This is a genomic window from Pseudomonas fragi (assembly GCF_002269505.1).
GTDB classification, from domain to species: Bacteria; Pseudomonadota; Gammaproteobacteria; order Pseudomonadales; family Pseudomonadaceae; genus Aquipseudomonas; species Aquipseudomonas fragi_D.
Genome location: NZ_NQKQ01000006.1, coordinates 35,546 through 61,986, shown reverse-complemented (window position 1 = coordinate 61,986; position 26,441 = coordinate 35,546). Strand labels below are relative to the sequence as shown.

At 59.7% G+C, this 26,441-nt stretch carries 28 protein-coding genes and 1 pseudogene; 12 read left to right on the top strand and 17 right to left on the bottom strand.

The genetic code is table 11. The annotated features are described in order from the left end of the window. Positions 1–175: 175 nt before the first annotated feature. From CJU81_RS07455 to CJU81_RS07440, 4 genes are all read right to left on the bottom strand, one after another. Positions 176–916 carry an SDR family oxidoreductase gene (locus tag CJU81_RS07455; protein ID WP_095036098.1) on the bottom strand — a complete coding sequence of 247 codons (741 nt, stop codon included), beginning with the start codon at positions 914–916 and terminating at the stop codon, positions 176–178. Between the two features lie 121 nt (positions 917–1,037). Next, positions 1,038–4,100, bottom strand: a complete 3,063-nt coding sequence (locus tag CJU81_RS07450; RefSeq protein WP_095036097.1) for an efflux RND transporter permease subunit — start codon at positions 4,098–4,100, stop codon at positions 1,038–1,040. After that, positions 4,097–5,164 (bottom strand): efflux RND transporter periplasmic adaptor subunit, encoded by a 1,068-nt coding sequence (locus CJU81_RS07445; RefSeq protein WP_095036096.1) that lies wholly within the window; start codon positions 5,162–5,164, stop codon positions 4,097–4,099. The genes CJU81_RS07450 and CJU81_RS07445 overlap by 4 nt, the downstream gene beginning before the upstream one ends. After that, a complete protein-coding gene (locus CJU81_RS07440; RefSeq protein WP_095036095.1) occupies positions 5,161–6,252 on the bottom strand; it encodes an efflux RND transporter periplasmic adaptor subunit in 1,092 nt (363 codons plus the stop codon). Before CJU81_RS07440 ends, CJU81_RS07445 begins: the two co-directional genes overlap by 4 nt. 117 nt (positions 6,253–6,369) lie before the next feature. Here CJU81_RS07440 and CJU81_RS07435 point away from each other — a divergent pair, with 117 nt between their 5' ends. Then, positions 6,370–7,533, top strand: coding sequence for an AAA family ATPase (locus CJU81_RS07435; protein WP_095036094.1), 1,164 nt, complete (start codon positions 6,370–6,372; stop codon positions 7,531–7,533). A 51-nt stretch (positions 7,534–7,584) separates the two neighbouring features. Here CJU81_RS07435 and CJU81_RS07430 read toward each other — a convergent pair whose 3' ends face one another. From CJU81_RS07430 to CJU81_RS07420, 3 genes are all read right to left on the bottom strand, one after another. Beyond that, the gene (locus tag CJU81_RS07430) at positions 7,585–8,367 is read right to left on the bottom strand and encodes a MetQ/NlpA family ABC transporter substrate-binding protein (protein ID WP_095027597.1); all 783 of its coding nucleotides are present in this window, start codon (positions 8,365–8,367) and stop codon (positions 7,585–7,587) included. A gap of 97 nt (positions 8,368–8,464) precedes the next feature. Further along, positions 8,465–9,403 (bottom strand): sigma 54-interacting transcriptional regulator, encoded by a 939-nt coding sequence (locus tag CJU81_RS07425; protein ID WP_095036093.1) that lies wholly within the window; start codon positions 9,401–9,403, stop codon positions 8,465–8,467. Between the two features lie 49 nt (positions 9,404–9,452). Next, complete coding sequence (locus CJU81_RS07420) at positions 9,453–10,034, bottom strand: alpha/beta hydrolase (RefSeq protein WP_016782642.1); 582 nt, start codon at positions 10,032–10,034, stop codon at positions 9,453–9,455. 120 nt (positions 10,035–10,154) lie between these two features. Here CJU81_RS07420 and CJU81_RS07415 point away from each other — a divergent pair, with 120 nt between their 5' ends. Then, positions 10,155–10,634, top strand: a complete 480-nt coding sequence (locus tag CJU81_RS07415) for an Mpo1 family 2-hydroxy fatty acid dioxygenase (protein WP_095036092.1) — start codon at positions 10,155–10,157, stop codon at positions 10,632–10,634. Positions 10,635–10,742: 108 nt separating this feature from the next. Here CJU81_RS07415 and CJU81_RS07410 read toward each other — a convergent pair whose 3' ends face one another. Next, on the bottom strand, positions 10,743–11,387 hold the full coding sequence (locus CJU81_RS07410; protein ID WP_095036091.1) for an HAD family hydrolase: 645 nt from the start codon (positions 11,385–11,387) through the stop codon (positions 10,743–10,745). A 23-nt stretch (positions 11,388–11,410) separates the two neighbouring features. Further along, positions 11,411–11,959, bottom strand: a complete 549-nt coding sequence (locus tag CJU81_RS07405) for a gamma carbonic anhydrase family protein (protein WP_095036090.1) — start codon at positions 11,957–11,959, stop codon at positions 11,411–11,413. A 102-nt stretch (positions 11,960–12,061) separates the two neighbouring features. Here CJU81_RS07405 and prlC point away from each other — a divergent pair, with 102 nt between their 5' ends. Together prlC and CJU81_RS07395 are read left to right on the top strand one after the other, a co-directional pair. Beyond that, the gene (prlC, locus tag CJU81_RS07400) at positions 12,062–14,113 is read left to right on the top strand and encodes an oligopeptidase A (RefSeq protein WP_095036197.1); all 2,052 of its coding nucleotides are present in this window, start codon (positions 12,062–12,064) and stop codon (positions 14,111–14,113) included. Further along, positions 14,110–14,388 (top strand): YheV family putative zinc ribbon protein, encoded by a 279-nt coding sequence (locus tag CJU81_RS07395; RefSeq protein WP_095027602.1) that lies wholly within the window; start codon positions 14,110–14,112, stop codon positions 14,386–14,388. Before prlC ends, CJU81_RS07395 begins: the two co-directional genes overlap by 4 nt. Before the next feature lie 60 nt (positions 14,389–14,448). On the opposite strand, the gene CJU81_RS07390 is transcribed toward CJU81_RS07395, so the two are convergent. The 5 genes from CJU81_RS07390 to oscA all read right to left on the bottom strand — a co-directional run bounded on the left by CJU81_RS07390 (position 14,449) and on the right by oscA (position 18,489). Next, entirely contained in the window at positions 14,449–15,429 is a 981-nt protein-coding gene (locus tag CJU81_RS07390) for a sulfate/molybdate ABC transporter ATP-binding protein (protein ID WP_095036089.1), read from the bottom strand. 3 nt (positions 15,430–15,432) lie between these two features. Further along, positions 15,433–16,305 carry a sulfate ABC transporter permease subunit CysW gene (cysW, locus tag CJU81_RS07385; protein WP_095027604.1) on the bottom strand — a complete coding sequence of 291 codons (873 nt, stop codon included), beginning with the start codon at positions 16,303–16,305 and terminating at the stop codon, positions 15,433–15,435. A 13-nt stretch (positions 16,306–16,318) separates the two neighbouring features. Then, entirely contained in the window at positions 16,319–17,137 is an 819-nt protein-coding gene (gene cysT, locus CJU81_RS07380; RefSeq protein WP_095017851.1) for a sulfate ABC transporter permease subunit CysT, read from the bottom strand. A 90-nt stretch (positions 17,138–17,227) separates the two neighbouring features. Beyond that, complete coding sequence (locus CJU81_RS07375; RefSeq protein WP_095036088.1) at positions 17,228–18,241, bottom strand: sulfate ABC transporter substrate-binding protein; 1,014 nt, start codon at positions 18,239–18,241, stop codon at positions 17,228–17,230. Between the two features lie 65 nt (positions 18,242–18,306). After that, the gene (gene oscA / locus CJU81_RS07370) at positions 18,307–18,489 is read right to left on the bottom strand and encodes a sulfur starvation response protein OscA (RefSeq protein ID WP_016782652.1); all 183 of its coding nucleotides are present in this window, start codon (positions 18,487–18,489) and stop codon (positions 18,307–18,309) included. A 332-nt stretch (positions 18,490–18,821) separates the two neighbouring features. Between oscA and CJU81_RS07365 the strand changes: the two genes are divergently transcribed. Beyond that, the gene (locus CJU81_RS07365) at positions 18,822–19,070 is read left to right on the top strand and encodes a TIGR02647 family protein (protein ID WP_094999754.1); all 249 of its coding nucleotides are present in this window, start codon (positions 18,822–18,824) and stop codon (positions 19,068–19,070) included. A gap of 36 nt (positions 19,071–19,106) precedes the next feature. Next, positions 19,107–20,348, top strand: a pseudogene (locus CJU81_RS07360) (class I adenylate cyclase); the annotation flags it as partial. A 23-nt stretch (positions 20,349–20,371) separates the two neighbouring features. Here the strand turns inward: CJU81_RS07360 and rnk are convergent. The 3 genes from rnk to cyaY all read right to left on the bottom strand — a co-directional run bounded on the left by rnk (position 20,372) and on the right by cyaY (position 21,497). Next, positions 20,372–20,785 (bottom strand): nucleoside diphosphate kinase regulator, encoded by a 414-nt coding sequence (rnk, locus tag CJU81_RS07355; protein ID WP_095036086.1) that lies wholly within the window; start codon positions 20,783–20,785, stop codon positions 20,372–20,374. Positions 20,786–20,955: 170 nt separating this feature from the next. Beyond that, positions 20,956–21,168, bottom strand: a complete 213-nt coding sequence (locus CJU81_RS07350; RefSeq protein WP_176464598.1) for a DUF1289 domain-containing protein — start codon at positions 21,166–21,168, stop codon at positions 20,956–20,958. Beyond that, the gene (cyaY, locus tag CJU81_RS07345) at positions 21,165–21,497 is read right to left on the bottom strand and encodes an iron donor protein CyaY (protein WP_095036085.1); all 333 of its coding nucleotides are present in this window, start codon (positions 21,495–21,497) and stop codon (positions 21,165–21,167) included. Before cyaY ends, CJU81_RS07350 begins: the two co-directional genes overlap by 4 nt. 203 nt (positions 21,498–21,700) lie before the next feature. On the opposite strand from cyaY, the gene lptM reads away from it, so the two are divergent. Genes lptM through CJU81_RS07315 form a run of 6 tightly spaced genes read left to right on the top strand, consistent with a single transcriptional unit; the run spans position 21,701 to position 26,264 of the window. Beyond that, positions 21,701–21,856: an LPS translocon maturation chaperone LptM gene (gene lptM, locus CJU81_RS07340; protein ID WP_019828266.1), complete on the top strand. Its 156-nt coding sequence runs from the start codon at positions 21,701–21,703 to the stop codon at positions 21,854–21,856. A gap of 9 nt (positions 21,857–21,865) precedes the next feature. Beyond that, positions 21,866–23,113, top strand: coding sequence for a diaminopimelate decarboxylase (gene lysA / locus CJU81_RS07335; RefSeq protein WP_095036084.1), 1,248 nt, complete (start codon positions 21,866–21,868; stop codon positions 23,111–23,113). A gap of 4 nt (positions 23,114–23,117) precedes the next feature. Continuing rightward, positions 23,118–23,948, top strand: a complete 831-nt coding sequence (gene dapF, locus CJU81_RS07330) for a diaminopimelate epimerase (protein WP_095027610.1) — start codon at positions 23,118–23,120, stop codon at positions 23,946–23,948. 13 nt (positions 23,949–23,961) lie between these two features. Continuing rightward, positions 23,962–24,678 carry a DUF484 family protein gene (locus CJU81_RS07325; RefSeq protein WP_095027611.1) on the top strand — a complete coding sequence of 239 codons (717 nt, stop codon included), beginning with the start codon at positions 23,962–23,964 and terminating at the stop codon, positions 24,676–24,678. Continuing rightward, entirely contained in the window at positions 24,679–25,575 is an 897-nt protein-coding gene (gene xerC, locus CJU81_RS07320; RefSeq protein ID WP_095036083.1) for a tyrosine recombinase XerC, read from the top strand. It begins immediately after the preceding gene. Beyond that, the gene (locus CJU81_RS07315; protein WP_095036082.1) at positions 25,572–26,264 is read left to right on the top strand and encodes an HAD family hydrolase; all 693 of its coding nucleotides are present in this window, start codon (positions 25,572–25,574) and stop codon (positions 26,262–26,264) included. Before xerC ends, CJU81_RS07315 begins: the two co-directional genes overlap by 4 nt. Positions 26,265–26,441: the final 177 nt, after the last annotated feature.

Sequence of the window (26,441 nt, the reverse complement as noted above, 5' to 3'; positions counted from 1 at the left end):
CCAAGGCAAGAGCCAGGAGCCCCTCACCCTGACCCTCTCCCGGAGGGAGAGGGGACTGACCGAGTTGATACTGGATTCAACTTAAACTGTCAGATTGCCGAAACTCTCAAATATCCCCCAATCAGCTCCCTCTCCCTCCGGGAGAGGGTTGGGGTGAGGGCGCTTTTGCAATTGCTTACACCAACCCGCCATTGGCCCGCAAAACCTGCCCGTTGACCCAGTCCGCCGCCGGGCTCACCAGAAACGAGATAATGTTGGCGATGTCTTGTGGCTGGCCCAGACGCTCCAGTGGCGGCATCTTGGAAAAGGTCTGGATCTGTTCCTCGGTCTTGCCGTGCAAAAACAACTCCGTCGCCACCGGCCCCGGCGCCACGGCATTGACCGTGATCTGCCGCCCGCGCAGTTCCTTGGCAAATACCTGGGTCAACGACTCCACCGCTGCCTTGCTGGCGATGTACACCGCGTAACCTGGCAGGTTCATGCCCACCGTACTACTCGAAAAATTGACGATGCGTCCGCCGCCGTTCAACCGCGTGGCCGCTTCGCGCAGGGTGTTGAATGTGCCTTTGGTGTTGATGTTGAAGGTCTGTTCGTACAGCTCGTCGCTGTGCTGGGCCAGCGGCAGTACCTTGAGCACCCCCGCGTTGTTGATCAGCACATCGACCTTGCCCAGTTGCGCCTCGGTTTCATCGAACAGACGCTTTACGTCGCCAGCGCTGCTCACGTCTGCCTGCACGGCAATCGCTTCATGGCCGTCCTCACGCAGTTGGGCGACCAGTTGGGTAGCTTCGCCAGCACTGCTGGCGTAGTTGATGACTACGGCAAAACCTTCCCCGGCCAACTGTTTGGCAATAACGGCACCAATGCCGCGCGAGGCGCCGGTGATGATGGCAACTCTGGGTTGTGAAGAACTCATGACAACACTCCGTATTGGTTCAGGCGTGGGGCTAGGTTCACATCTGCCTTCAGACAGATAAAGACCGCTGTCTTGATACCGGCATTCGTAAATTCACAACAATCACCCCGCTCCCACAGGTTTACGTATGTTCTGGCGGCGGGTTCTTGTTTTCCTTGATCTTGTACGAAGCCACATACAGCGCTGGCAGGAACAACAGCGTAAGCAAGGTCGCCGATAGAATGCCGCCGATCATGGCGTAGGCCATTGGCCCCCAGAACACGTCACGGGCAATCGGGATCATGCCCAGGCTGGCCGCTGCCGCAGTCAGCAGAATCGGCCGACGACGATGCTGGGTGGCTTGCATCACGGCGTGCCACGGATCAAAGCCGTCGCGTTCGTACTGGTCGATCTGGGTCACCAGGATCACCGAGTTACGCACAATGATCCCCACCAGCGCCAGAATCCCCAGGATCGCCACAAAGCCCATCGGCGTGCCGGTGGGCACCAGCGCCAGCACCACGCCAATCAGCCCCAATGGCGCGACACTGACCACCAGGAACATCTTGTGCACGCTTTGCAGCTGGATCATCAGGAAGGTGGCCATCAGGAACAGCATCAACGGCACCACCTTGGCGATCGGGCCCTGAGCCTTGGCGCTTTGCTCTACCGTACCGCCGGTTTGCACGTTGTAGCCTTCAGGCAGGTTGGCAGCGAACTTGTCGACGTCGGGCTTGAGCACCTTGACCAGATCAGTCGGTTGCATCGAACCGCGTACCGAGGCCTTGAGGGTCAGGGTGGGGATCCGGTCGCGGCTCCAGATCAGCGGCTGCTCAAGCTCGTAGCGCACCGTGGCAAAAGCCAATAGCGGGATCGATGTACCGCTGGGGGTGGTGATCTGCAGGTTGAGCAGGGTTTCGGGGGTACCGCGCTCGCTGCTGTTGGCCCGCCCGACGATGTTGATCAGGTAGATGTTGTCCTTGACCTGGCTGACGGCGGCACCGCTGACGATGCTGTTCATCACATGGGCCACGTCCTCTGACGACAAGCCGAACTGGCGGGCCTTGTCCTGGGCGATGTCGATGCGCAACACCTTGCCGGGTTCGTTCCAGTTGAAGATGGTTTCGCCGACGTTAGGGTTGGTATCGAGCACGGAGGCCAGGTCGATCGAGTATTTGCGCACCAGGTCAATGTTCGGCCCGCTAACCCGGTATTGCAGCGGTTGGCCCACTGGCGGCCCCAGTTCCAGGGTATGCACGAAACTGCCGACGCCCACAAAGTCCTCGCGCAGGCGTTTGTTCAGCCGTTCGATCAGGGCGTCGCGGCTTTCCAGGCCTTTGCTGACAATCACCAGCTGGGCGTAGAAGGGGTTTTGCAGTTGCTGATCGAGCGGCAGGTAGAAACGGATCGCGCCTTCACCGATGTACGAGCTCCAGCGCACGATATCGTCATCGCCCTTGAGCGATTCTTCAAAACGCTGGGTGACCTTGAGCGTCTCCTGGATCGAGGCATTTTGCGGCAGGTTCAGGTCCACCAGAATCTCGGGGCGGTCGGAGGCCGGGAAAAACTGGTTCTGCACCAGCCCCATGCCGAACACCGCCAGCACAAACATCAGCACCGTGGCGCCAATGGTCGTCCAGCGATAACGCATGCACCACAGCAGGGCCGTGTCGAAGGCCTGGGCCAGACGCCCGGGTTTCTCGGGCTTGGGTTTGACCTTGGCGCTGAGGATATGCACGCCCAGCACCGGCGCGAACAGCACCGCCACCACCCACGACACCAGCATCGCCACGGCGATCACCGCAAACAGGGTGAAGGTGTACTCCCCCGCCGAGCTGTTGTTCAGGCCGATGGGCACAAAGCCGGCCACGGTCACCAGGGTACCGGTGAGCATCGGGAATGCCGTGGAGTGATAGGCAAAGGTGGCCGCCTGCTCCTTGGTTTCCCCCAGCTCGAGCCGTGTGATCATCATCTCCACCGTGATCATCGCGTCGTCCACCAGCAGGCCCAGGGCGATGATCAGCGCACCCAGCGATACACGCTGCATGGCGATGCCGGTGAACTCCATAAACACGAACACCAGCGCCAGTACCAGCGGGATCGAAATAGCTACCACCAGCCCCGCACGCAGGCCCAGGCTGATAAAGCTCACCGCCAGTACGATAACCACGGCCTCAAACAGCGCACTGGTAAAGCCGCTGACGGCCACCTCCACCACCTGTGCCTGATTGGACACCATGTGCACGCCAACCCCTACCGGCAACTGCGCGGTCAGGTCGTCGATACGTTGCTGCAGCTCTTTGCCAAACTCCTGAATATTGCCGCCATCGATCATGGCCACGGCCAGGCCAATGGCCGGCTTGCCGTTGTAATGGAACATGGGCGCTGCCGGGTCCACATAACCGCGGGTGATTTCGGCAATGTCGGCCAGGCGGTAAAAGCGATCGTTGACCCGCAGATTCACTGCGGCCAGGTCTTCAACGCTGTGGAACTGCCCCGAGGTACGCACCGACATGCGCTCCGGCCCCGCCTCGATCACCCCGGCGGGGGTCACGGCGTTCTGCTCTTGCAGGCTTTCGAGGATGTGCTGCTGGTCAAGGCCAAGGGCCGCCAGTTTGCGGGTCGAGAAATCCAGGTAGAACGTTTCGTCCTGCTCGCCGATGGTCATCACTTTGCCGCGATTGGGGACATCGCGGATGCCGGTGCGCACTTGCTCTACATAGTCGCGCAGCTGGCGCATGGTGAAGCCGTCGCCGGTGAAGGCGAAGATGGTGCCGTAGACATCGCCGAACTCATCGTCAAACCCCGGGCCTTGAATACCCTGGGGGAAGTCGCCGCGAATATCGCCGATTTTTTTGCGCACCTCATACCAGATATGCGGGATGGCATCGGCTTTGGTGGTGTCCTTGAGGAACACAAACACCGTGGACTCGCCGGGGCGGGTGTAGCTCTGCACGTAGTCGAGGGAATCCAGCTCCTCCAGTTTTTTCTCGATGCGGTCGGTGATTTGCAGCCGGGTCTCGTCGACCGTAGCACCGGGCCATTTGGACTGAATCACCATGGTCTTGATGGCGAAGGACGGGTCTTCAGCGCGGCCCAGATTGATGTACGAAAAAATCCCGGCGACCACCGCCACAAACATCAAATACCAGACAAATGACTGGTGCTTCAGGGCCCACTCGGACAGGTTGAACTTCCCATTCATTGCGAGCTTTCCTTATCGAGTCTGACTTTCTGCCCGGGGGCGAGGCTGTGTACGCCTGCACTGACGACCCTGTCGCCGGTTTTGATGCCACCCGACAACAGCACGTTGTGTGCGTCGCGGCGCAGTACGCTGACGTCGCGCGGGCTGACGGTTTGAGTGGCGCTGTCAATGATCCATACACGGCTGTGGCCGTCGACTTCCTGCAGAGCGGTGAGCGGCAACTGGAAGTGTTCAGCCGTCGGGCTGCTGACGGTCACGCTCACCGAACTGCCAAGGCGAAATGCTGCCGGGGTCTGGTCCAGCGTCAGGCGGGTGCGCCGGGTACGCGTAGCACTGTCGGCTTGCGGGGCGATTTCGCGCACATGGGCGTGGGTGTTGATATTCGGGTCGAGCTGGCCGGCGACGAGGAACTCGATGCCCTTGGGCAGAGCCTCGGCCAGCGGGCCAGGCAGGTCGATGACGGCCTCTTTGATCTCGGGACGGGCCAGGGTGACGACTTCCTGGCCAATGCTCACTACTTGCCCGGCTTCGGCTTGCCACTGGGTGATCACGGCGTCATGGTCGGCGCGCAGGTTGCAGTAGCTGAGCTGGTCCTGAGCCTGATTGACCGCAGCCTGCGCCTGTTGCATCGAGGCCAGTGTGGTCTTGAGGTCAGCTTGCGCGGTGTCGAGCTGGGCCTGAGCACCCACGCCACGGTCGAACAGCTCTTGCTGACGGCGGGCGTTGGCTCTGGCGTTGATCAATTGCGCCTGCACCTTGGCCAGGTCGCCCTGGGCCGCACGTAGCTGGTTTTGCTGATCGGTGGGGTCGAGGTTGGCCAGAATGTCACCCTGTTTCACCACCGCGCCCACATCGTAATAACGCCGCACAATGCGCCCCGGCACCCGAAAGCCCAGGGTGCTTTCGTAGCGTGCTTCGATGTTGCCGGCAAAACGGCCCAGATCTTGTGCCAGATCGGGTTTGGCCACTACATAAAGAACCGGGCGCACCGGTTCGGGCGGCTGGGGTTCAGAGCAGGCCATCAGCATGGCGGCAGCCAGCGGTATCATCCATAAGCGCCTCATAGCTGCACCCCCTCGGCCGGTGCGGTGGCGATTTCAACCTTCATGCCGGGATGTAACAACTGCCCGCCTGCGACCACGACTTTTTCTCCATCCTTGAGACCGTCGCTGACGATCACGCTGCCGGTCAGATAGCGCCCGACCTTGACCCGCTGCAGGCGCACATTGCTTTGCTCGTCGGCGATCCACACGGCCGGTTCGCTGATGTCCTTGGTCAAGGCCGACCACGGCAGCTCGATGCTGCGGCTTGGTGGCGGGGTCAGGTTGACGCTGACAATCGAGCCCAGGTCCATGCCCTTGGGCAAGGCGTCGAGCTGCACCTTGATCTGCAGCGTGCCGCTTTGTGCTGCAACCGTGGGAGTGATTTCACGGATCTGGCCGTTGACCTTGATCGTCGGATCGCTCAGCAGCGTGACCTGTACGGTGGGGTCTTTGGGTGGCTCGATAAACAACGATTCATACACGTTAAACACGGCATCGCGGGCACCATCGCGGGCCAGGGTAAAAATCGGCATGGTGGCCTGCACCACTTGGCCCACTTCGGCCTGGCGCGCGGTAATCACCCCGGGTGCCTCTGCTTTCAGGTTGCTGTAGCTCAGTTGGTCACGGGCATTGGCCAACTGCGCCTGTGCCGCTGCCAGGGCGCTTTGGGCGCTCAACTGGGCAGCGTTGGCGGCGTCATATTCGCTTTGGCTGGTGTAGCCTTTGGGCAGCAGCTTTTGCTGACGCACAAACGCAGCGCGGGTTTGCACCACTTGCGCCTGTTGCGCGTTGACGCTGGCCTGGGCGGTCTCGACCTGGATCTTCAGGTCTTTGGGGTCGAGGCGCGCGAGAACCTGGTTGGCCTGGATGTGGTCACCCACATCGACCGTTCGCTCGATAATCTTGCCGCCCACCCGGAATGACAGCTGGGTTTCGACCCGGGCCTGGATATCACCGCTGAGCTGGATTGGCGGGGCGAATTCGCGGGTGCTCACCTGCTGTACATACACCCGGGGGGACAGAGGCTCTTTGGGGCCCTCTTTGCCGCACGCGGTAAGCAGCGCCAACAGGCTCAAGCCCAAAATGCCTTTGTTCAGTGGACCAGCCATGCAAGCTCCTTTGCGTGATGCCGATTAACATGCGAATACGGTTGATAGCGTAGAACAGTGTTCACCGTCTGTGGGACTCTATTGCCGCCGATCAGTTTCAAGAAATGAGGTCAGCCTATGCTCACTACCTTGGCCGTGGCCAACTACCGCTCTATCAACCACTTGGTAGTGCCTTTGGCCAGGCTGAACCTGATCACCGGCCCCAATGGTAGTGGTAAATCCAACCTTTACCGTGCGCTACGGTTACTGGCCGAAACCGCCCAGGGCGGCGTGGTGAACGGATTGGCTCGTGAAGGCGGGCTGAGTTCGACGTTCTGGGCCGGGCCTGAGGTGATCTCCCGGCGCATGAAGTCGGGCGAAGTCGATGTACATGCCAGCGTGCGTCAGGAAACCAAGCGCCTGCGTCTTGGTTTTGCCGGGGAGGATTTCAGCTACGCCATCGCCCTGGGCTTGCCGATACCCGGACGCACGCAGTTCAACCTCGACCCGCAGATCAAGCACGAAAGCATCTGGGCGGGGCCTTTTTATCGGCCGGCCAGTGAGCTGGTCGAGCGCAACGGCCCCATGATCCGCGCGCGTGACGGGCGCAACTGGCAGGTGCTGGCTCAGCACACGCCGCTGTACGACAGCCTGTTCGATCAGGTTGGCAGCTTGCAGGCCTCGCCGGAAGTGTTGCAGTTGCGCGAATCTATCCGTGGCTGGCGCTTTTACGATCACTTTCGCACCGACCCCCAAGCGCCTGCGCGCCAACCGCAACTGGGCACACGCACGCCGGTGCTGCATCACGACGGCAGTGACCTGGCCGCAGCCTTGCAAACCATCATCGAGGTCGGTAACCCCGAAGCCTTGCATGCCGCGGTCAGCGATGCATTCCCTGGCGCACGGCTGGAAATCGAGTGTGTACCCGGCGGGCATTTTTATATCGAGTTTTATCAAGAGGGCCTGTTGCGCCCGTTGTCCGCCGCCGAGCTGTCGGACGGCACTTTGCGCTACCTGCTGCTGGTCGCGGCTTTGCTGACCCCGCGCCCGCCGAGCATGATGGTGCTCAACGAACCTGAAACCAGCCTGCACCCCGACTTGCTGCCCGCGCTGGCACGACTGATCATCAGTGCTTCGCAGCACTCACAAGTATGGGTGGTATCCCATGCCCGGCGCCTGATCGCCGCCTTGCAACAAGACCCTGAGTGCAACTGCATCGTGCTGGAAAAAAACCTTGGCCAGACTGAAGTGGTAGGCCAACGAATGCTCGATCAGCCCGCCTGGCATTGGCCAGACAAATAAAAACGCCGACGCTGTGCAAGCCGTCGGCGTTTTCAGTGGGTTGGCGCGTTATCAGAACGCTGGCAGCACCGCGCCTTTGTATTTCTGCTCAATAAAGGCTTTTACTTCAGGGCTGGTCAGGGCCTTGGCCAGCTTCTGGATGGCCGGGCTGTCTTTGTTGTCAGGACGGGCTACCAGGAAGTTCACGTATGGCGAATCAGCACCTTCGATGATCAGCGCGTCGGTGGCCGGGTTCAGGCCTGCTTCCAGCGCGTAGTTGGTGTTGATCATGTCCAGGTCAACCTGGTCCAGCACCCGTGGCAGCAGTGCTGACTCAAGCTCTTTGAACTTGAAGTTGTGCGGGTTCTTGGCAATGTCTTTTGGCGTCGACACAGCGTTGGTCGGGTCTTTAAGTTCGATCAGACCGGCCTTTTGCAGCAGGATCAGGGCACGGCCGCTATTGCTGCCTTCGTTCGGGATGGCGATGGTTGCGCCGTCTTTAAGCTCGGACAGGTTTTTGACTTTCTTCGAGTAGCCACCGAACGGTTCAACGTGAACGCCGGTCACGGTCACCAGATTGGTGCCTTTGCCTTTGTTGAAGCTTTCGAGGTAAGGCAGGGTCTGGAAATAGTTGGCGTCCAGGTGTTTTTCGGCCACTTGCACGTTAGGTTGCACGTAGTCGGTGAAGACTTTGATTTCCAGATCCACGCCTTCTTTGGCGAGGGTTGGTTTGATCAGCTCAAGGATTTCAGCGTGAGGCACCGGCGTTGCGGCAACCACCAGTTTTTCGCCAGCCTGGGCCAGGCCTGCAGTCAAAGCAGCCGCCAATGCGGTAAACAACAGAACCTTTTTCATGCGATACCCTTATGTGTGTGACCGTTCGGATGACGGTTTTCCTGGAAGACGAAGCGGACAATACCGAGATTCTTTATTCCCGAACAATAATATTTATTCAGCTTCTTATGCCATTTTGTTCACTTGAGTTTTTTGTGGGAGCGGGCAACAACTGCCTGATTGCCGCCAACTCCTGTACCGTAGCGCCTTTTATAAACAACTCGATCTGGCTCAGGGCGTCAGGCAGGTTCAAGTGCTCGGGCTGGATCTCTTCGCCGGTGCTGACCAGTAACGCAAAATGAATCACGTTCTCCAGTTCGCGGGTATTGCCCGGCCAGCTGTGGCGCTCCAGTACCCGCTGTGCACTGTCGCTGATAAAGGGCACGGGCAGGTTCAGGCGCTGGCTGTAAATGCCTAAAAAGTATTCGGCCAACGACAGGATATCCCCGGGCCTTTCGCGTAGCGCGGGCAAGTCCAGCCGCCCTTCGCTGAGGTAGTGATACAAGCGCTCATGGAATTTGCCTGCGCTCACGGCCTGCGCCAGATCGATGCTGGTGGCCGCCACCAGGCGCACGTCCACCGGGCTCGGTTGATGGGCGCCCACGCGGGTGACTTCGTGGGTTTCCAGAGCCGCCAGCAGCTTGGTCTGGATGGCCCACGGCAAGTCGCCGATTTCGTCCAGATACAGGGTGCCGCCATTGGCCGAACCAAACCACCCGGCGCGGCTGCTGGCCGAGCTGCTGTGGGCACCGGCGGCATAGCCGAACAACTCGGCGTCGGCATAAGTGGGGCTGATGGCACCGCAATTGACTGACACAAACAGCCCGGAACGGTCACTGGCGCGGTGAATATGCCGTGCCAGCAGCTCTTTGCCGCTGCCGGTTTCACCCCGAATCAGCACGGGCAAGGCGCGTGGCGCGAGCAGTTCCAGATCGTTGCGCAACTGGCGCGAGCGGGGGTCGACAAACACCAGCGCTTTGGCGCGAATGCTCAGCGGGCTTTTTTCCGCGTCGGGAAAGGTCAGCAGCGGCTGACCAAAGGTTTCATGCAGGCTCATGGCAGGCTCCCGCCCGCCGCCTGAGGGTGGGCGCGGGCGTTACAGGAATTCACGCGCGACGCAGGGCGCCGTGCTCGATGCGGGTTTGCAGGCGGTATAAAAAGGCGAAGCCTTGCTCCCAGCGCTGGTGTCCAGATTTCACGTTGATATGCCCGGCGCCACTGATGATGCCGATCTCGGCGCCCCATTGACGGGCAAATTCCATCGCCCGTGGCGCGCTGACCGCACCGTCGTTATCCGAGCTGACGATGTGGCTTGGAAAAGGCAATGGCCGGGTCGGGATCGGCGCAAAGTTGCGCAACGCAGGCGCACAGGCCGGGCGCTCGACGTCTGCCGGGGCCACCAGCAGCGCACCGCGTACTTGGCTTAACAGGCTTTCTGGCGCACGCTCGGCCCAATGGGCTACGGTAATGCAACCCAGGCTGTGGGCAATCAGGATCACGGGTGTGCTGTCGGCAGCAATGGCTTCGGCCAGGGCGGCGATCCAGTCCTCGCGGCGTGGCGTCAGCCAGTCAGCCTGCTCCACCCGAGTACTGTTCGGTAAGCTGTTTTGCCAGTGGGTTTGCCAATGATCGTCGGACGAACCTTGCCAGCCCGGCACTATCAAATAGCGAATCGAATCGTTGCCCATGGGTGTGCGCCTCCAGCGGTATGTGTGTTACCGAGTCAGTATAGGGACGGTTTTTAGATTCGCTAAGGAATAAGAAGCTATTTGTTTATAACTAAAAACAATACTTGAGGGTTCTGCACCATGAAAAGCCTGGTCGACCATTTGAGCCAATATGCGGCCTATCACCGTGACCCGCAGAATATCGCCACGCATTTCGTGGGCATCCCGCTGATAGTGATCGCGGTGGCCACGCTGCTATCGCGCCCGCAATGGATGGGCATTTCACCAGCGATACTGGTGATGCTGGCCAGCGCCGTGTTTTATCTGCGCCTTGAGTTGCGTCTGGGGCTGTTGATGACGCTGCTGCTGGCGTTGAGTGTATGGCTGGGGCACACACTGGCGGGGTTGAGCACGGCGGCCTGGCTGGCATGGGGCATTGGGCTGTTTGTGGTGGGCTGGGTGTTCCAGTTTGTGGGGCATTACTTCGAGGGGCGCAAGCCGGCGTTTATCGATGACGTGGCCGGGCTGATCGTGGGGCCGCTGTTTGTGGTGGTGGAGCTGGGGTTTTTGCTGGGCTGGCGCGAGGACTTGCGCCGGGCGATCGAACTGCGCAGAGCATAGGTAGTCGCTGCCGAAGGCTGCGAAGGGGGGCGCAGCCCGCCGTTTCCCTGAGATCCATGCAGATCCCCTCGCAGCCTTCGTACCTCGTCAGCGACTACCCGTCCGGGGTTACTTGAACGCCTGATGCAGCTGCGCCAAAGTCTCAAAGTGGTACTTGGGCGCGAACGAGTTCAGTTCTTCAAAACTTCCGAAACCATACCCCACCGCCGCAGCGTCCATGCCGTTGTCACGCGCACCGATCAGATCGTGCTTGCGGTCACCGATCATCAGGGTGTGTGCCGGGTCCAGCCCTTGCTCGCTGACCAGATGGGCAATCAGCTCAACCTTGTTGGTGCGGGTACCATCCAGCTCGCTACCGTAGATCACCTTGAAGTGCCTGGCGAAATCAAAGTGACGGGCAATTTCACGGGCATAAACATGCGGCTTTGACGTGGCAATAAACAGTTGGCGACCCTGAGCCACCAGCTCTTCGAGCAGCGGCGCCACGCCTTCGAACACTTCGTTCTCGTACAGCCCGGTCACGGCAAAGCGCTCACGGTAAAAGCCCATCGCCTCCCACGCCTTTGCCTCGTCGAAGCCATAACTGGCCATGAACTGTTGCAGCAGCGGCGGACCAATAAAGTGCTCAAGCTTGCTCAGGTCAGGCTCATCAATGCCCATCTTGCTCAGGCCGAACTGGATCGAGCGGGTGATCCCTTCCCGTGGGTCGGTCAGGGTGCCATCAAGGTCGAACAATACGTTCTGGTAATGCATGCAGGGCTCCAAAAAAGGGGGGCTTAAACGGGCTGGTCGTAGCCTTCAGCCAGATGCTGATCTTTAAGTTTTACGTAGTTGCCGGCGCTGTAGGTGAAGAAGGCCTGCTCTTTTTCGCTCAGCTCGCGCACCTGTTTAACCGGGCTGCCCACATACAGGAAGCCGCTGACCAGGCGTTTGCCCGGCGGCACCAGGCTGCCCGCGCCGACGATCACGTCGTCTTCAATCACGGCGCCGTCCATCACGATGCTGCCCATGCCGATCAGGATGCGGCTGCCTACATTACAGCCGTGCAGCATGACTTTGTGGGCGATGGTCACGTCATCGCCGATCAGCAACGGGAACCCATCAGGGTTAAAGGGGCCCGCGTGGGTGATGTGCAGCACGCAACCGTCCTGCACGCTGGTGCGCGCACCAATGCGGATGCGGTGCATATCGCCGCGAATCACGGTCAGTGGCCAGACAGAACTGTCGGCGCCGATCTCGACGTCGCCGATCACCACTGCCGAGCGGTCGACAAAGGCGCGCTCGCCCAAGGTCGGTGTGTGCTGCTGGAATGGACGAATGGACACAAATAGCTTCCTTCTTTAGCCGTAATAGGGCGTTGCAATGCTGCGGTCAGCGTCGATTGTAATTAAGATGGCCCAATGTTTCTTCCAGCCAAGGTGCCAAACGTGAGCGAGAACAACCCTCTTTTGCAGCCCTACGACCTGCCGCCGTTCTCGGCGATCCGTCCTGAGCACGTACAGCCGGCCATCGAGCAGATCCTCGCCGACAACCGCGCCGGCATACAAACCATCCTCAAGGACCAGGGCCAGAACCCTACATGGGCCGGTCTTGTGTTGGCGATGGACGAACTGAACGACCGCCTTGGTGCAGCCTGGAGCCCGGTCAGCCACCTCAATGCCGTGTGCAACAGCGCAGAGCTGCGTGAAGCCTACGAGGCCTGCCTGCCAGCCTTGAGCGCCTACTCCACCGAGATGGGCCAGAACCGCGAACTGTTCCAAGCCTTCGAAGCCCTGGCCCACAGCCCGCAAGTGGCTGATTTCGATCAGGCACAAACAACCATTCTCGAACACTCGCTGCGTGACTTCCGCCTCTCGGGGATCGACCTGCCCGAAGCCGAGCAAAAGCGTTACGCCGAAGTACAAAGCAAGCTTTCCGAACTGGGCAGCAAGTTCTCCAACCAGTTGCTGGACGCTACCCAGGCCTGGACCAAGCACATCACCGACGAGGCCGCGCTGGCGGGCCTGACCGACTCAGCCAAGGCGCAAATGGCCGCCGCTGCACAGGCCAAGGGCTTGGACGGCTGGCTGATCAGCCTGGAGTTCCCGAGCTACTTCCCGGTGATGACCTACGCGCAAGACCGCGCCCTGCGCGAAGAAGTCTACGCCGCCTACTGCACGCGTGCCTCGGACCAGGGCCCGAATGCCGGCAAGTTCGACAACGGCCCGGTGATGGAAGAAATTCTCGACCTGCGCCAGGAGCTGGCCAAGCTGCTGGGTTTTGCCAGCTTCGCCGAGCTGAGCCTGGCCACCAAAATGGCCGAAACGCCGGATCAGGTGCTGACCTTCCTGCGCGATCTGGCCAAGCGCAGCAAGCCGTTCGCTGCCCGTGACCTTGAGCAACTGCAAGCCTACGCCAGCGAGCAAGGCACCCCTGAGCTGAAAAGCTGGGATACAGGCTTCTTTGGCGAAAAACTGCGCGAGCAGCGTTACAGCGTGTCGCAAGAAGCACTGCGCGCCTACTTCCCGATCGACAAGGTGCTGGGCGGCCTGTTCGCCATTGTGCAAAAGCTGTACGGGATCGAAATCGCCGAAATCAAAGGCTTCGACACCTGGCACCCGGATGTTCGCCTGTTCGAGATCAAGGAAAACGGCCAGCACATCGGGCGCTTCTTCTTTGACCTTTATGCCCGCGCCAACAAGCGTGGCGGCGCGTGGATGGACGGCGCCCGTGATCGTCGCCGCACCGCGGCCGGCAAATTGCAGAGCCCGGTGGCCAACCTAGTGTGCAACTTCACTCCGGCCGTTGCGGGCAAGCCTGCACTGCTGACCCACGATGAAGTGACCACCCTGTTCCACGAATTCGGCCACGGTTTGCACCACATGCTGACCGAGATCGAGCACGCGGGCGTGTCGGGCATCAACGGTGTGGCCTGGGATGCGGTCGAGCTGCCGAGCCAGTTCATGGAAAACTGGTGCTGGGAGCCTGAAGGTCTGGCGCTGATTTCCAGCCACTACGAAACCGGCGAAGCACTGCCAAAAGACCTGCTGGATAAAATGCTCGCGGCGAAGAACTTCCAGTCCGGGCTGATGATGGTTCGCCAGTTGGAGTTCTCCCTGTTCGACTTCGAACTGCACGCCACCCATGGTGACGGTCGCAGTGTGGCGCAGGTGCTTGACGGTATCCGCGACGAAGTTTCGGTCATGCGTCCGCCTGCCTACAATCGCTTCCCGAACAGCTTTGCGCATATCTTCGCGGGCGGTTACGCGGCGGGTTACTACAGCTACAAATGGGCGGAAGTGCTGTCGGCCGATGCGTTCTCGCGCTTTGAAGAAGAAGGCGTGTTCAACCCGCACACCGGCAAGGCGTTCCGCCAGGCGATCCTGGCCCGTGGCGGCTCGAAGGCACCGATGGAGCTGTTCAAGGACTTCCGTGGTCGTGAGCCATCGATTGACGCCCTGTTGCGTCACAGCGGCCTGACCGAGGAATCGGCAGCATGAGTGATGCACCTGTGAACGTGACCAAAAAACGCTTTATCGCCGGGGCTGTCTGCCCGGCGTGCAGCGAGCCTGACAAGTTGATGATGTGGAACGAAGACGAAGTGCCGCACCGCGAATGCGTGGCCTGCGGTTATTCGGATACGTTGAATGAACAGGGGTTGTCGGTGCCCAAGGAATTGGGTACACGGGTCAATACGTCAGCACTGAAAAAAGCACCGGATCCCAAGGTGCAGGCGGTGCAGTTTTTTCCGAATCCGAAGCTGAAAAAGCCCTAGAGCAAGAGCCCCTCACCCTGGCCCTCTCCCGGAGGGAGAGGGTTGGGGTGAGGGCGCTTTTCAGGCTTTCTGCCACACCTTCGGCTTGAAGAACAATGTCTCGCCGCGCGCCAGATCGGTCAGGCTGTCGTGGTCCTTGACCACTTCAACTTCGATCAACTCGCTTTGCCCTTCAACTTTCAATGTCACCCGGGTGGTCGCGCCCAATGGGCGGATGTCGCGTACCTGCGCGGCATGGTGGTCTTCGATCTCATGACGCGACAACGACACTTCATGGGGACGGAACAGCACATGCTGGTCTTCGCCGATATGCAGGCGGTTGGAATCCCCGAGGAAGTGGTACACAAAGTCGCTGGCCGGGTTTTCATACACTTCGCCCGGTGAGCCGATCTGCTCGATCACGCCCTTGTTCATCACCACGATACGGTCAGCGACTTCCATCGCTTCTTCCTGGTCGTGGGTCACGAACACGGAGGTCAGGTTGATGTCTTCGTGCAGGCGCGCCAACCAGCGGCGCAGCTCTTTACGCACCTTGGCATCCAGTGCACCGAAAGGCTCGTCGAGCAACAGTACCTTGGGCTCTACCGCCAAGGCACGGGCCAGTGCAATACGCTGACGCTGACCGCCGGAAAGCTGCTCAGGGTAGCGATCCGACAGCCAGTCCAGCTGCACCATGTTCAGCAGTTCGTGGACTTTTTCAGCAATGCGGGTTTCGCTCGGACGTTCTTTTTTCGGCTTCATGCGCAGGCCGAAAGCGACGTTGTCGAACACCGTCATGTGGCGGAACAGGGCGTAATGCTGGAACACAAAACCGACGTTGCGATCACGCACATCGTGCCCCGAGACGTCCTCACCGTGGAACACGATGTTGCCTTCGTCCGGTGTTTCGAGGCCGGCGATGATGCGCAGCAAGGTGGTCTTGCCGCAGCCCGACGGGCCGAGCAGAGCCACCAGCTCGCCGCTGTGGATATCCAGATTGATACTGTTCAGCGCCTTGAAGGCGTTGAAGTTCTTGCTGACATTACGGACTTCGATCGACATGGTTTATTCCTCCGCGGCGCTGGCGCGCAGGCGGTTAATACGGGATTCGCTCCACTGCTTAAGCAGCAGGATGAAGAGCGCCATAATCAGCAACAGGGTCGCCACAGCGAAGGCGGCAACGTGGTTGTATTCGTTGTAGAGGATCTCGACGTGCAACGGCAGGGTGTTGGTCACCCCGCGAATGTGCCCGGAAACCACCGACACCGCACCGAACTCACCCATCGCCCGCGCAGTACACAGCACCACGCCGTAGATCAGGCCCCATTTGATATTGGGTACGGTCACGTGCCAGAACATTTGCCAGCCGTTGGCGCCCAACAGGCGTGCGGCCTCTTCTTCCTGGGTGCCCTGCTCCTGCATCAGCGGGATCAGTTCACGGGCCACAAAGGGCACGGTCACGAAGATGGTGGCCAGCACGATGCCCGGCAACGCGAAGACGATCTGGATATCGTGATCCTGCAGCCACGGGCCGAAGAAACCCTGGGCGCCAAACATCAGCACATAGACCAGACCGGCGATGACCGGCGAGACCGAAAACGGCAGGTCGATCAGGGTGACCAGGATGCTCTTGCCGCGAAAGCTGTATTTGCTCACGCACCAGGCCGCGCTGACACCGAACACCACGTTCAGTGGCACCGAAATCACCACCGCGATAATTGTCAGCTTGAGGGCCGACAGGGCGTCGGGTTCGAGGATGGCGTCAAAAAAAGTACCGACCCCCATTTTCAAGCCCTGAGACACCACGATCAGCAGTGGCAGCAACAGGAACAGGGTGAAAAACAACCAACCGAAGCCGATCAGCAGGCGACGTGACAACGGGCTGCCACGGCGGGCGGCGTTGGCCACGGATGAAGCGCTCTGTGTTGAGCTGGACATGGTCAGGCCTCCTTCACGGTTTTTCGATGCGACGCTGAATCAAATTGATGATCAGCAGCAAAATGAAGGAAACCACCAGCATCATCACGCCAATGGCCGTGGCGCCGGTGTAGTCGTACTGGTCCAGCTTGACCATGATCAGCAGCGGCAGGATTTCGGTTTTAAACGGCATGTTGCCCGCGATAAAAATCACCGAGCCGTATTCGCCCACGCCACGGGCAAAGGCCAGGGCAAAGCCGGTCAACCAGGCGGGCAGCAAGGCCGGCACTAGGATGTAGCGGAACACTTGCAGGGGCTTGGCGCCCAGGCAGGCGGCGGCTTCTTCGATTTCACGGGGAATATCGGCCAGCACCGGCTGCACGGTGCGCACCACGAACGGCAGGGTGACGAAGGTCAGTGCCAGGGTGATGCCCATCGGGGTGTAGGCAATTTTGAAACCCAGGTCGTTGGCGAACTGGCCGATCCAGCCGTTGGGCGCGTAAAGGGCAGTCAGGGCGATACCGGCCACGGCGGTCGGCAGGGCAAACGGCAGGTCGATCATGGCGTCGATGACCTTGCGCCCCGGGAAGGTGTAGCGCACCAGGACCCAGGCCAGCACGGTGCCGATCACACCGTTGATGATGGCCGCCACAAAGGCGGTACCGAAGCTCAGTTGCAGGGCGGCCAGCACCCGGGGGGCGGTGATGATGGCCCAGAACTGGTCCCAGGTCAGTTGAGCGGCATGCACGAACATCGCAGCCAGCGGGATCAGCACAATCAGACTGAGGTACACCAAGGTGTAGCCCAGTGTCAGCCCGAAGCCGGGTATGACGGGGGAGATACGACGAGACATAAGAGTCCTTGGTTAACGCACGAAGCCCGCAACTCAGTCGCGGGCTCTATGTTCTAGCTTTCAGCGAGGCCAAAGGCCGCGCCCCACAGGTTACTGCGCCTGGTAGATCTGGTCGAACACACCACCGTCATTGAAAAATTTCGGCTGCGCAGTTTTCCAGCCACCGAAGTCTTTGTCGATAGTCACAAGCTCCAGTTTCGGAAACTGCTGTGCGTACTTGGCAGCGACTGCTGCGTCACGCGGGCGGTAGAAATTCTTTGCAGCAATTTCCTGGCCGGCCGGGCTGTACAGGTGTTCGAGGTAGGCTTTGGCAATTTCGGTGTTGCCCTTTTTCTCGGCGTTCTTGTCGACTACAGCCACTGGCGGCTCAGCCAGGATCGACAGAGAAGGTACGACGATGTCGAATTTATCGGTGCCGCCGTCTTCCTTGAGTGCCAGGAATGCTTCGTTCTCCCAGGCCAGCAACACGTCACCCTGACCGTTGTTGACGAAGGTAATGGTCGAACCGCGTGCACCGGTGTCCAGTACTGGCACGTGTTTGAACAGGGTTTTTACGTATTCTTTGGCTTTTTCTTCGTCGCCGCCGTTGGCTTTCAGGCCGTAAGCGTAGGCTGCAAGGAAGTTCCAGCGCGCGCCGCCGCTGGTTTTAGGATTCGGGGTAATGACTGATACACCGTCCTTGGTCAGGTCGCCCCAGTCCTTGATGCCTTTAGGGTTGCCCTTGCGCACCAGGAACACGATGGTCGAGGTGTACGGGGTGCTGGCGTCCGGCAGGCGGGTCTGCCAGTTTTCCGGCAGCGAGCCTTTGTTGAGTTTGGCGATTTCGTCGATGTCACCGGCCAGGGCCAGGGTCACGACGTCGGCACGCAGGCCGTCGACCACGCCGCGGGCCTGTTTGCCCGAACCGCCGTGGGATTGCTGGATTTTGACGTTGTCGCCGGGGTGGCTGGCTTTCCAGAAATTGGTGAATTCAGTGTTGTAATCCTGGTACAGCTCGCGGGTTGGATCGTAGGAAACGTTCAACAACTCGTAATCTTTGGCTACAGCGGAGCCAGCAAAAATGGCACTGGCCAGCGCGGCCAAAGCGTAACGGCGTAGGGACATAGGTGAGGCTCCAAAGCATTTTTTAATTTTTATTAAGCGCACTCAGGTGAATGCGCTTGAACGATTCAGGCGTTTTTCTGACTCGGGTTTTGCAGGCGGAATTTTTCTTTGCGTTCGATCTGCACCACTTGCGCGTTATGCACAGTGATCTCCACAGCACCAAAGCGCAGGTCTCGCAGCGCGCTCTGGATTTCCCGCAGGATGGTTGCTTCGTCCTGGCCGTCAACGCTACGCAGAGATGCGCTCATGGTGCTGCTCCTGAAAAATGGGGTGCCGACAGGGTTGCTGGCGTAGGGGCAATAGTAGTGAGGTGCGGATATTCTTAAAAATACTATTTAAGAATGTTTATATAACTGAAAGCTCAAAACGGTCCCGTCGCCTGTAGTCGCTGCCGAGGCACGAAGGCTGCGAGCGCGTAAAAATCAAAAGCTCGCAGCCTTCGTGCCTCGGCAGCGACTACACTCCAACTGCCTTATAACGGCAGGCTGTATTACAAAGGTGGAACTGTTGCTGGACAGACAGCACAAGTGGGATCACCTTAGAGCGGCTGTCGTCTTTTCCTGCATAGTCTGGAGTCTTTATGTCGTTTACCCCTGAGTTGGTTGCCGAACTGGAAGTCCTTGCACTGTTTGACTTGGAAAGTACCCTTGAGGGCCTGAAGATTCATCAACATGCCGCGCCAGAAAAAGTCGCCGCGGCGCAGCGCCTGTTTGAGAAAAAACTGATTGACCAACCGGATGGCGGCTACCTGACAAGCCTGGGACGTGATGCTGCTGAGAGTGTCCAAGTACTGTTGTCGATTCTTGTTGAATCCAAAGAAGTTGCCTGACGCCACGCCCAGCCCTCGGGATCTGCACGATTAATGATTCCGCGGGCACACATATCTCCACCGGCACTGAACGAGGGAACTGAACACCAGTTTCTCCAGAAGCTGCGTGGGCGCTTTTTGAACGTCAATAATGGCCGCCTGGCCCGGGCGGTGGAGGGGCTGGCCCCACGCCAGCAAGCGCTGCTGAACCTGTTGGCGCTGTTATTCCATATCAATCACCCGCTCTTGCCCGGCTATGTGTCGGACTGCACTCCGGCCGGGGTGTCGGGTTATAAACCTGATGCACTTGCCCTCGCCGCTGCCCGTCATCTGATTAACGACTTTTCTTGCAGCATGGGCAGCGTTTGCCAGTCACAACCTATCCACGGGCTTTTTTTGATGGGCAGCCTCGGCACATTGGCCCAAACCGCGCAAAGCGATATGGACGTGTGGGTTTGCCTCGCTCCGGACTTGAGTAATGCTGCAGTGTCGGCCTTGCGCAAAAAATGCCGACGCCTGGAAGCCTGGGCGACCAGTCAGGGCTGTGAGGCACACTTCTTTCTGATCGATGCTCAATTGCGCAACGACGAGGGCGGTGAACCACGGCAGAGGTTGTTGCTCGACGAATTTTACCGCACCGCCATCTGGCTCGCCGGGCGCACACCGATGTGGTGGTGGGTGCCAGTGCAGGAAGAGGCGCGGTACGCTGAGTTCGCCTGCGGGTTATTGACCGCGGGGATGATCGATCGCGACCAAACCATTGATCTTGGCCATCTGGCCCATATCGCCCCCGGCGAATTTTTAGGCGCCGGGCTGTGGCAACTGTTCAAGGGTATTGAATCGCCGTACAAGTCGCTGCTCAAGTTGTTGCTGATTGAGGTGTACGCCAGCGAGCACCCGCAGGTGAACTGTCTGAGCCTGGTCTTCAAACAAAGGGTCTACGACAATCAACTGGACCTTGATGAGATGGACCCCTACGTGGTGGTTTACCGACGTATTGAGCGCTACCTCAAGGGCCGCGGCGAGTTGCAGCGACTGGAGCTGGTTCGCCGCAGCCTGTACCTGAAGGTCGGCCACAAGTTGAGCAATGGCGAGGCAGGCATGCTGTGGCAGCGGCGGTTACTCAAGCACCTGACCCGCGAGTGGGGATGGGATGAGGAGTACCTGGCAATGCTCGACAATCGCTCGCAATGGCCAGCGCAGCAGGTCAGTCATGAGCGTCGGGCCCTGGCCCGGGAGCTAAGCGTCAGCTACCGGTCATTGCGTCAGTTTGCCCGTGACGAACAAGCGCCTGCGCTGTGACATGACTGATCTGGAAGGTCTTAAGCGCTGAAATCGCTTGCTGCTTTTGGCTGGTATTCCACTTCAAGCAGTTCCAGCTTGAGGGTCTTGCCACCCGGAGCAGGCCAGTTGATGTGCTGGCCGACTTGCAGTCCCAGCAACGCACTGCCCACAGGGGCCAGAATCGACACTTTGCCTTCGTCGGCGTTGGCGTCTTTCGGGTATACCAGCGTCAGGTGGTAGTCCTTGCCACTGCTTTCTTCGCGACAATGCACACGGGAGTTCATGGTCACGACGCCTGCAGGCACTTCTTCGTGGCCAACGATGGTTTCGGCGCGATCGAGTTCGGCTTGCAGTGCCTCAATACCAGGAGTCGTTTCTGGCAAGCTGTCGATCAATTGCTCCAGACGCTGTACGTCCAGGCGGGTGAGGATGAGTGGGGTTGGTGTGCTCATGACCTGGCAGACTCCTTTTTTCTGCACGAAAAAGCAAAACCCCGCCGGAAAATGGCGGGGTTTTGACGAACCTCGTTAGTACGAGGCGAACCCGGACACTACCACAGCAGAATAAATACACAAGCCGTGTGGGAATTGCACTGTGGGCCAGGCTAATGATTTTGTGGGGTTCAGATTTGGCGTTGCCGGGCCTGCTCACAAATCACCCGGCGCCGCTGGTCGTCTGCCGAGCGCCACTCGCGAATATCTTCAACGTGGCGAAAACAGCCCAGGCAGACTTTGTGCTCATCCAGCCGGCAGGTGCTGATGCATGGGGACGGCACTGCCGGGCTGACGTTACTGTAAAGCGGTTTTGCGGGTTTAGCAGAAGCGGTCACTGTCAGATCTCTTCAAATTCCAGCTCGGCGCCTGCGTGTTCCAGTGTCAGGCGTTGAACCATTTCGCTGAGCAGCTCGTCGCTTTTATCGCACTTCCACGAACTGCGTTTTTCATCGTAGTCGAAGTGAAAACCACCGCTGGGCGCCGCCAGCCAGAGCTGCAGCACGGGCGCCTGACGGCTAAAGATCAGGGCTTTGCCATTTTCGAACTTGATTGTCAGGATGCCGGCGGAATTCTCTACATCTACATCCAGATCAGAGTCGTCAAAGATGTCTTCCAGATTTTCCTGGGTGGCATCGACCAGATCGTGAAAACGGGCTTCAGTCAAACTCATGGTGGAACCTCGTATTATCTAGTCATGCTCGGAGCTCGCAAGATACGGGCGCTCCAGGCCGATTGCAAACCCCATAACAGCCATCTGCCCGCTACCACTGATCATCCACACAGGACGTAACGCTCGGCCGCTCTGCTGCATAGGCAAGCTGGTGGGTGCTCGGTATACTCGGGCGCAATTAATGCTTTTCAAAGGATTTCGCCATGAAGCGCCTGATCTCTTCTATTGCTGCGCTCGTCGCGGTCGCCTGCCTTGTTTCTGCCTGTGGTCAAAAAGGACCGCTGTATCTTCCCGATGACAGCAAATCCCCTGAAGACCAAGCGAAGTCGTCGCAATCGCAATCGCACAAGCACCAATAAGGGAACACCATGGACGCTTTTAATTACCGGGGCGGCGAACTGTTCGCCGAAGGTGTTGCGCTGACGGCCATTGCCGAGCGTTTTGGTACGCCGACGTATGTTTACTCCCGGGCGCACATCGAGGCGCAATACAATGCTTTCGCCGATGCCCTGAGCGGCATGCCGCATCTGGTGTGCTTCGCCGTCAAGGCCAACTCCAACCTGGGCGTGCTCAATGTCCTGGCCCGTCTTGGCGCCGGTTTCGACATCGTCTCCCGTGGCGAGCTGGAACGTGTGCTGGCCGCTGGCGGTCAAGCTGACAAGATCGTGTTCTCCGGTGTCGGCAAGACCCGTGACGACATGCGTCGCGCTCTCGAAGTGGGCGTGCACTGCTTCAACGTCGAGTCCACCGAAGAGCTTGAGCGTCTGCAGGTCGTGGCCGCCGAAATGGGCGTTCGCGCGCCGATTTCTCTACGCGTCAACCCGGACGTCGATGCGGGCACCCACCCGTACATCTCCACCGGTCTGAAAGAAAACAAGTTCGGCATTGCCATCGCTGACGCCGAGGATGTGTACATCCGCGCCGCCCAGCTGCCTAACCTGGAGGTGGTCGGCGTCGATTGCCATATCGGCTCGCAACTGACCACCCTGGAACCGTTCATCGACGCTCTCGACCGCCTGCTGGCGTTGATCGACCGTCTGAGCGATTGCGGTATCTACCTGCGCCACATCGATCTGGGTGGCGGTCTGGGTGTGCGTTATCGCGATGAAGAACCGCCACTGGCCGGTGATTACATCAAGGCCGTGCGTGAGCGCCTCGACGGGCGTGACCTGGCGCTGGTGTTCGAGCCGGGTCGTTACATCGTGGCCAATGCTGGCGTGCTGCTGACTCAGGTCGAGTACCTCAAGCACACCGAGCACAAGGATTTCGCCATCGTTGATGCGGCGATGAACGACTTGATCCGCCCGGCCCTGTACCAGGCCTGGATGGACGTGACTGCAGTTCGCCCGCGTGACAGCGAAGCTCGCGCCTACGACATCGTCGGCCCGATCTGTGAAACCGGTGATTTCCTGGCCAAAGACCGCCAGTTGGCACTGGCCGAAGGTGATCTGCTAGCCGTGCATTCGGCCGGTGCCTATGGTTTTGTCATGAGCTCGAACTACAACACCCGTGGCCGCGCCGCCGAAGTACTGGTGGATGGCGATCAGGCGTTTGAAGTGCGTCGTCGCGAGACCGTTGCCGAGTTGTTTGCTGGCGAAAGCCTGCTACCGGAGTAAACCCATGTTGCTGCGTTTTACCAAAATGCACGGCCTGGGCAATGATTTCATGGTTCTCGACCTGGTCAGCCAGCACGCGCACATCCTGCCCAAGCATGCCAAGCAATGGGGTGACAGGCACACGGGTGTCGGCTTTGATCAGTTATTGATCGTTGAAGCACCGAGCAACCCGGAGGTGGACTTCCGTTACCGGATCTTCAACTCCGACGGTTCCGAAGTGGAGCAATGCGGTAACGGGGCGCGCTGCTTTGCGCGCTTTGTGCTCGACAAGCGCCTGACCACCAAGCGCCAGATCAAGGTCGAAACCAAGAGCGGCATTATCGAGCTGAACGTGCGCAGCGATGGGCAAATCAGCGTCGACATGGGCCCGCCGCGCCTGGTTCCAGCAGATATCCCGTTCGTGGCCGACGCCCAGGCATTGAGCTATGAAGTGGATGTCGACGGGCAGACCGTCGAGCTGGCCGCCGTGTCAATGGGCAACCCCCATGCGGTGCTGCGTGTTGACGATATCAACGCCGCGCCGGTGCACGAGCTGGGACCAAAAATTGAACACCACCCGCGCTTTCCGGCACGGGTCAATGTCGGTTTTCTCCACGTCATCGATCGCCAGCGCGGGCAACTGCGGGTCTGGGAGCGCGGCGCCGGGGAAACCCAGGCCTGCGGTACCGGGGCTTGCGCCGCCGCCGTGGCTGCGATCAGCCAGGGCTGGATGGATTCACCGCTGATCCTCGATTTGCCGGGTGGCCGTTTGTCCATCGAGTGGGCAGGCCCTGGCCATTCGGTGATCATGACCGGCCCGGCGATGCGTGTTTACGAAGGACAAGTCCGTTTATGAGCGAGCGTAACCGATGACCGACAAGACGCAGTCAGCTGAACCCGACGTATCTGTGGATAACTCAGCCGCCACCACGGTGGCCGATTATCTGCAGGAACACCCGGATTTTTTCGCCCAGCGCGAAGAGCTGCTGCTGTCGCTGCGCATTCCGCATCAGCGTGGCGACACCATATCCTTGGTGGAGCGCCAGCTGGAGCTGTTGCGCGGGCGCAATATCGAGATGCGTCATCGCTTGTCGCAATTGATGGACGTGGCCCGTGACAACGACCGCCTGTTCGAAAAGACCCGTCGCCTGAATCTGGCCTTGATGGATGCCACCAGTCTCGAAGAGCTGGTGATCGCCGTCGAAGACAGCCTGCGCCAGGACTTCCAGGTGCCCTTTGTCAGCCTGGTGCTGTTTGGCGATAACCCGATGCCGGTCGGCCGCTGGGTCAGCAGCGCCGAGGCGCAACGCGCGCTGGGTGGCTTGTTGACTGAAGGCAAGACTGTGAGCGGCAGCTTGCGCGAGCATGAGCTGGACTTCCTGTTTGGCGAAGAACAGCGCAAGCAAATCGGTTCGACGGCCGTAGTCGCGCTTAATCATCTGGGGTTGCACGGTGTGCTGGCGATTGCCAGCCGCGATCCGCAGCACTACAAAAGCTCGGTGGGCACGCTGTTCCTCGGTTATATCGCCGAAGTGCTGGGCCGGGTGTTACCGCGCTTTACCAACGCGCTGCGCTCGGTGCGCTAGATGGAACGGCAACTGGACGCTTACTGCATTCACCTGCGCAGTGAGCGCCAGGTGTCCCCGCATACGCTTGAGGCCTACCGTCGCGACCTGAACAAGGTACTGGCGTTTTGCACCAAGGAATCAATTTCCGGCTGGGCGGCACTGGATATCCAGCGCATGCGCCAACTGGTGTCGCGCCTGCATCAGCAAGGTCAGTCCTCGCGCAGCATTGCGCGCCTGCTGTCAGCAGTACGCGGGCTTTATCATTACCTCAATCGCGAAGGCCTGTGCGACCACGACCCGGCTAACGGCCTGGCCCCGCCCAAAGGTGAGCGGCGCCTGCCCAAGACCCTGGATACCGACCGCGCCCTGCAATTGCTGGAGGGAGGCGTAGAGGATGATTTTTTGGCCCAGCGCGACCAGGCCATACTGGAGCTGTTTTACTCGTCGGGCCTGCGCTTGTCGGAGTTGACCGGGCTTAACCTGGAGCAACTGGACCTGGCAGACGGACTGGTCGAGGTGCTCGGCAAGGGCAGCAAGATCCGCGTGCTGCCCGTCGGCAGGAAGGCCCGTGAGGCGCTCCAGGCCTGGCTGGCAGTACGGGTGCTGGCCAACCCCAAGGACGACGCCGTATTCGTCAGCCAGCGTGGTACGCGCCTTGGGCCCAGGGCAATACAAATACGGGTCAAGGCTGCCGGTGAGCGTGAGCTGGGGCAGAACCTGCACCCGCACATGCTGCGTCATTCATTTGCCAGCCACTTGCTGGAGTCCTCCCAGGACTTGCGTGCGGTGCAAGAGTTGCTCGGGCATGCGGATATCAAAACCACGCAAATCTATACTCATCTGGATTTCCAGCATCTGGCATCGGTCTACGACAGTGCCCACCCACGGGCCAAACGCAGTAAGGACAGTGAATGACGATTGAGCTGATTACCTTCGACCTCGACGACACCCTGTGGGATACCGCCCCGGTGATTGTCAGTGCCGAAGCGGTATTGCGCGACTGGCTAAATGACAACGCACCAAAATTGGGCGTTGTTGAGGTCGGGCATTTCCAGGCGATACGCGAGCGGGTCTTGAGTGAAGAGCCGCAGCTCAAGCACCGTATCAGTGCACTGCGTCGGCGCATTCTGTTTCATGCGCTGCACGGAGTGGGTTATGCCAACGCTGCGGCGCTGGCCGATGATGCCTTTGAAGTGTTTATTGAGGCGCGTCACGCCCTGCAAGTGTTCCCCCAGGCCGAGCCGACCCTGATTACACTGGCGCGGGATTACGCCCTGGGTGTGGTGACTAACGGTAACGCCGATGTGCGAAGAATTGGTTTGGGTCATCACTTCAAGTTTGTGTTGTGTGCTGAAGATATCGGCATTGCCAAGCCTGATGCGCGCCTGTTTCACGAAGCGCTGTTGCGCGGCGGCGTGGCTGCAGGGGCGGCGGTGCATGTGGGCGATCACCCCGGTGACGACATTGCTGGCGCGCAGTTGGCGGGCTTGCGGGCGGTGTGGTTCAACCCTGGCGGCAAACGCTGGGACGGGGACAAGGCCCCGGATGCCGAAATTGGCTGTTTGAGTGAATTGCCGCTGGTGTTGAAACACCTGAACAGGTAGTCGCTGACGAGGTACGAAGGCTGCGATCGGCGGCGCAGCCGTCGTAGATCAGGCGCCGCGGTGTGCCTGGCTAACTGAGCGTACAGGTTTTACGACGGCTGCGCCGCCGATCGCAGCCTTCGTGCCTTGGCAGCGACTACATCAGGCACAAAAAAACCCGCAGCGACGGCGGGTTTT

Excerpts from the sequence above, each read along its gene's own strand:
- CJU81_RS07455 (WP_095036098.1), bottom strand. The coding sequence starts at position 916 with ATGAGTTCTTCACAACCCAGAGTTGCCATCATCACCGGCGCCTCGCGC.
- CJU81_RS07450 (WP_095036097.1), bottom strand. The coding sequence starts at position 4,100 with ATGAATGGGAAGTTCAACCTGTCCGAGTGGGCCCTGAAGCACCAGTCA.
- CJU81_RS07445 (WP_095036096.1), bottom strand. The coding sequence starts at position 5,164 with ATGAGGCGCTTATGGATGATACCGCTGGCTGCCGCCATGCTGATGGCC.
- CJU81_RS07440 (WP_095036095.1), bottom strand. The coding sequence starts at position 6,252 with ATGGCTGGTCCACTGAACAAAGGCATTTTGGGCTTGAGCCTGTTGGCG.
- CJU81_RS07435 (WP_095036094.1), top strand. The coding sequence starts at position 6,370 with ATGCTCACTACCTTGGCCGTGGCCAACTACCGCTCTATCAACCACTTG.
- CJU81_RS07430 (WP_095027597.1), bottom strand. The coding sequence starts at position 8,367 with ATGAAAAAGGTTCTGTTGTTTACCGCATTGGCGGCTGCTTTGACTGCA.
- CJU81_RS07425 (WP_095036093.1), bottom strand. The coding sequence starts at position 9,403 with ATGAGCCTGCATGAAACCTTTGGTCAGCCGCTGCTGACCTTTCCCGAC.
- CJU81_RS07420 (WP_016782642.1), bottom strand. The coding sequence starts at position 10,034 with ATGGGCAACGATTCGATTCGCTATTTGATAGTGCCGGGCTGGCAAGGT.
- CJU81_RS07415 (WP_095036092.1), top strand. The coding sequence starts at position 10,155 with ATGAAAAGCCTGGTCGACCATTTGAGCCAATATGCGGCCTATCACCGT.
- CJU81_RS07410 (WP_095036091.1), bottom strand. The coding sequence starts at position 11,387 with ATGCATTACCAGAACGTATTGTTCGACCTTGATGGCACCCTGACCGAC.
- CJU81_RS07395 (WP_095027602.1), top strand. The coding sequence starts at position 14,110 with ATGAGTGATGCACCTGTGAACGTGACCAAAAAACGCTTTATCGCCGGG.
- CJU81_RS07390 (WP_095036089.1), bottom strand. The coding sequence starts at position 15,429 with ATGTCGATCGAAGTCCGTAATGTCAGCAAGAACTTCAACGCCTTCAAG.
- cysW (WP_095027604.1), bottom strand. The coding sequence starts at position 16,305 with ATGTCCAGCTCAACACAGAGCGCTTCATCCGTGGCCAACGCCGCCCGC.
- cysT (WP_095017851.1), bottom strand. The coding sequence starts at position 17,137 with ATGTCTCGTCGTATCTCCCCCGTCATACCCGGCTTCGGGCTGACACTG.
- CJU81_RS07375 (WP_095036088.1), bottom strand. The coding sequence starts at position 18,241 with ATGTCCCTACGCCGTTACGCTTTGGCCGCGCTGGCCAGTGCCATTTTT.
- oscA (WP_016782652.1), bottom strand. The coding sequence starts at position 18,489 with ATGAGCGCATCTCTGCGTAGCGTTGACGGCCAGGACGAAGCAACCATC.
- CJU81_RS07365 (WP_094999754.1), top strand. The coding sequence starts at position 18,822 with ATGTCGTTTACCCCTGAGTTGGTTGCCGAACTGGAAGTCCTTGCACTG.
- rnk (WP_095036086.1), bottom strand. The coding sequence starts at position 20,785 with ATGAGCACACCAACCCCACTCATCCTCACCCGCCTGGACGTACAGCGT.
- cyaY (WP_095036085.1), bottom strand. The coding sequence starts at position 21,497 with ATGAGTTTGACTGAAGCCCGTTTTCACGATCTGGTCGATGCCACCCAG.
- lptM (WP_019828266.1), top strand. The coding sequence starts at position 21,701 with ATGAAGCGCCTGATCTCTTCTATTGCTGCGCTCGTCGCGGTCGCCTGC.
- lysA (WP_095036084.1), top strand. The coding sequence starts at position 21,866 with ATGGACGCTTTTAATTACCGGGGCGGCGAACTGTTCGCCGAAGGTGTT.
- dapF (WP_095027610.1), top strand. The coding sequence starts at position 23,118 with ATGTTGCTGCGTTTTACCAAAATGCACGGCCTGGGCAATGATTTCATG.
- CJU81_RS07325 (WP_095027611.1), top strand. The coding sequence starts at position 23,962 with ATGACCGACAAGACGCAGTCAGCTGAACCCGACGTATCTGTGGATAAC.
- xerC (WP_095036083.1), top strand. The coding sequence starts at position 24,679 with ATGGAACGGCAACTGGACGCTTACTGCATTCACCTGCGCAGTGAGCGC.
- CJU81_RS07315 (WP_095036082.1), top strand. The coding sequence starts at position 25,572 with ATGACGATTGAGCTGATTACCTTCGACCTCGACGACACCCTGTGGGAT.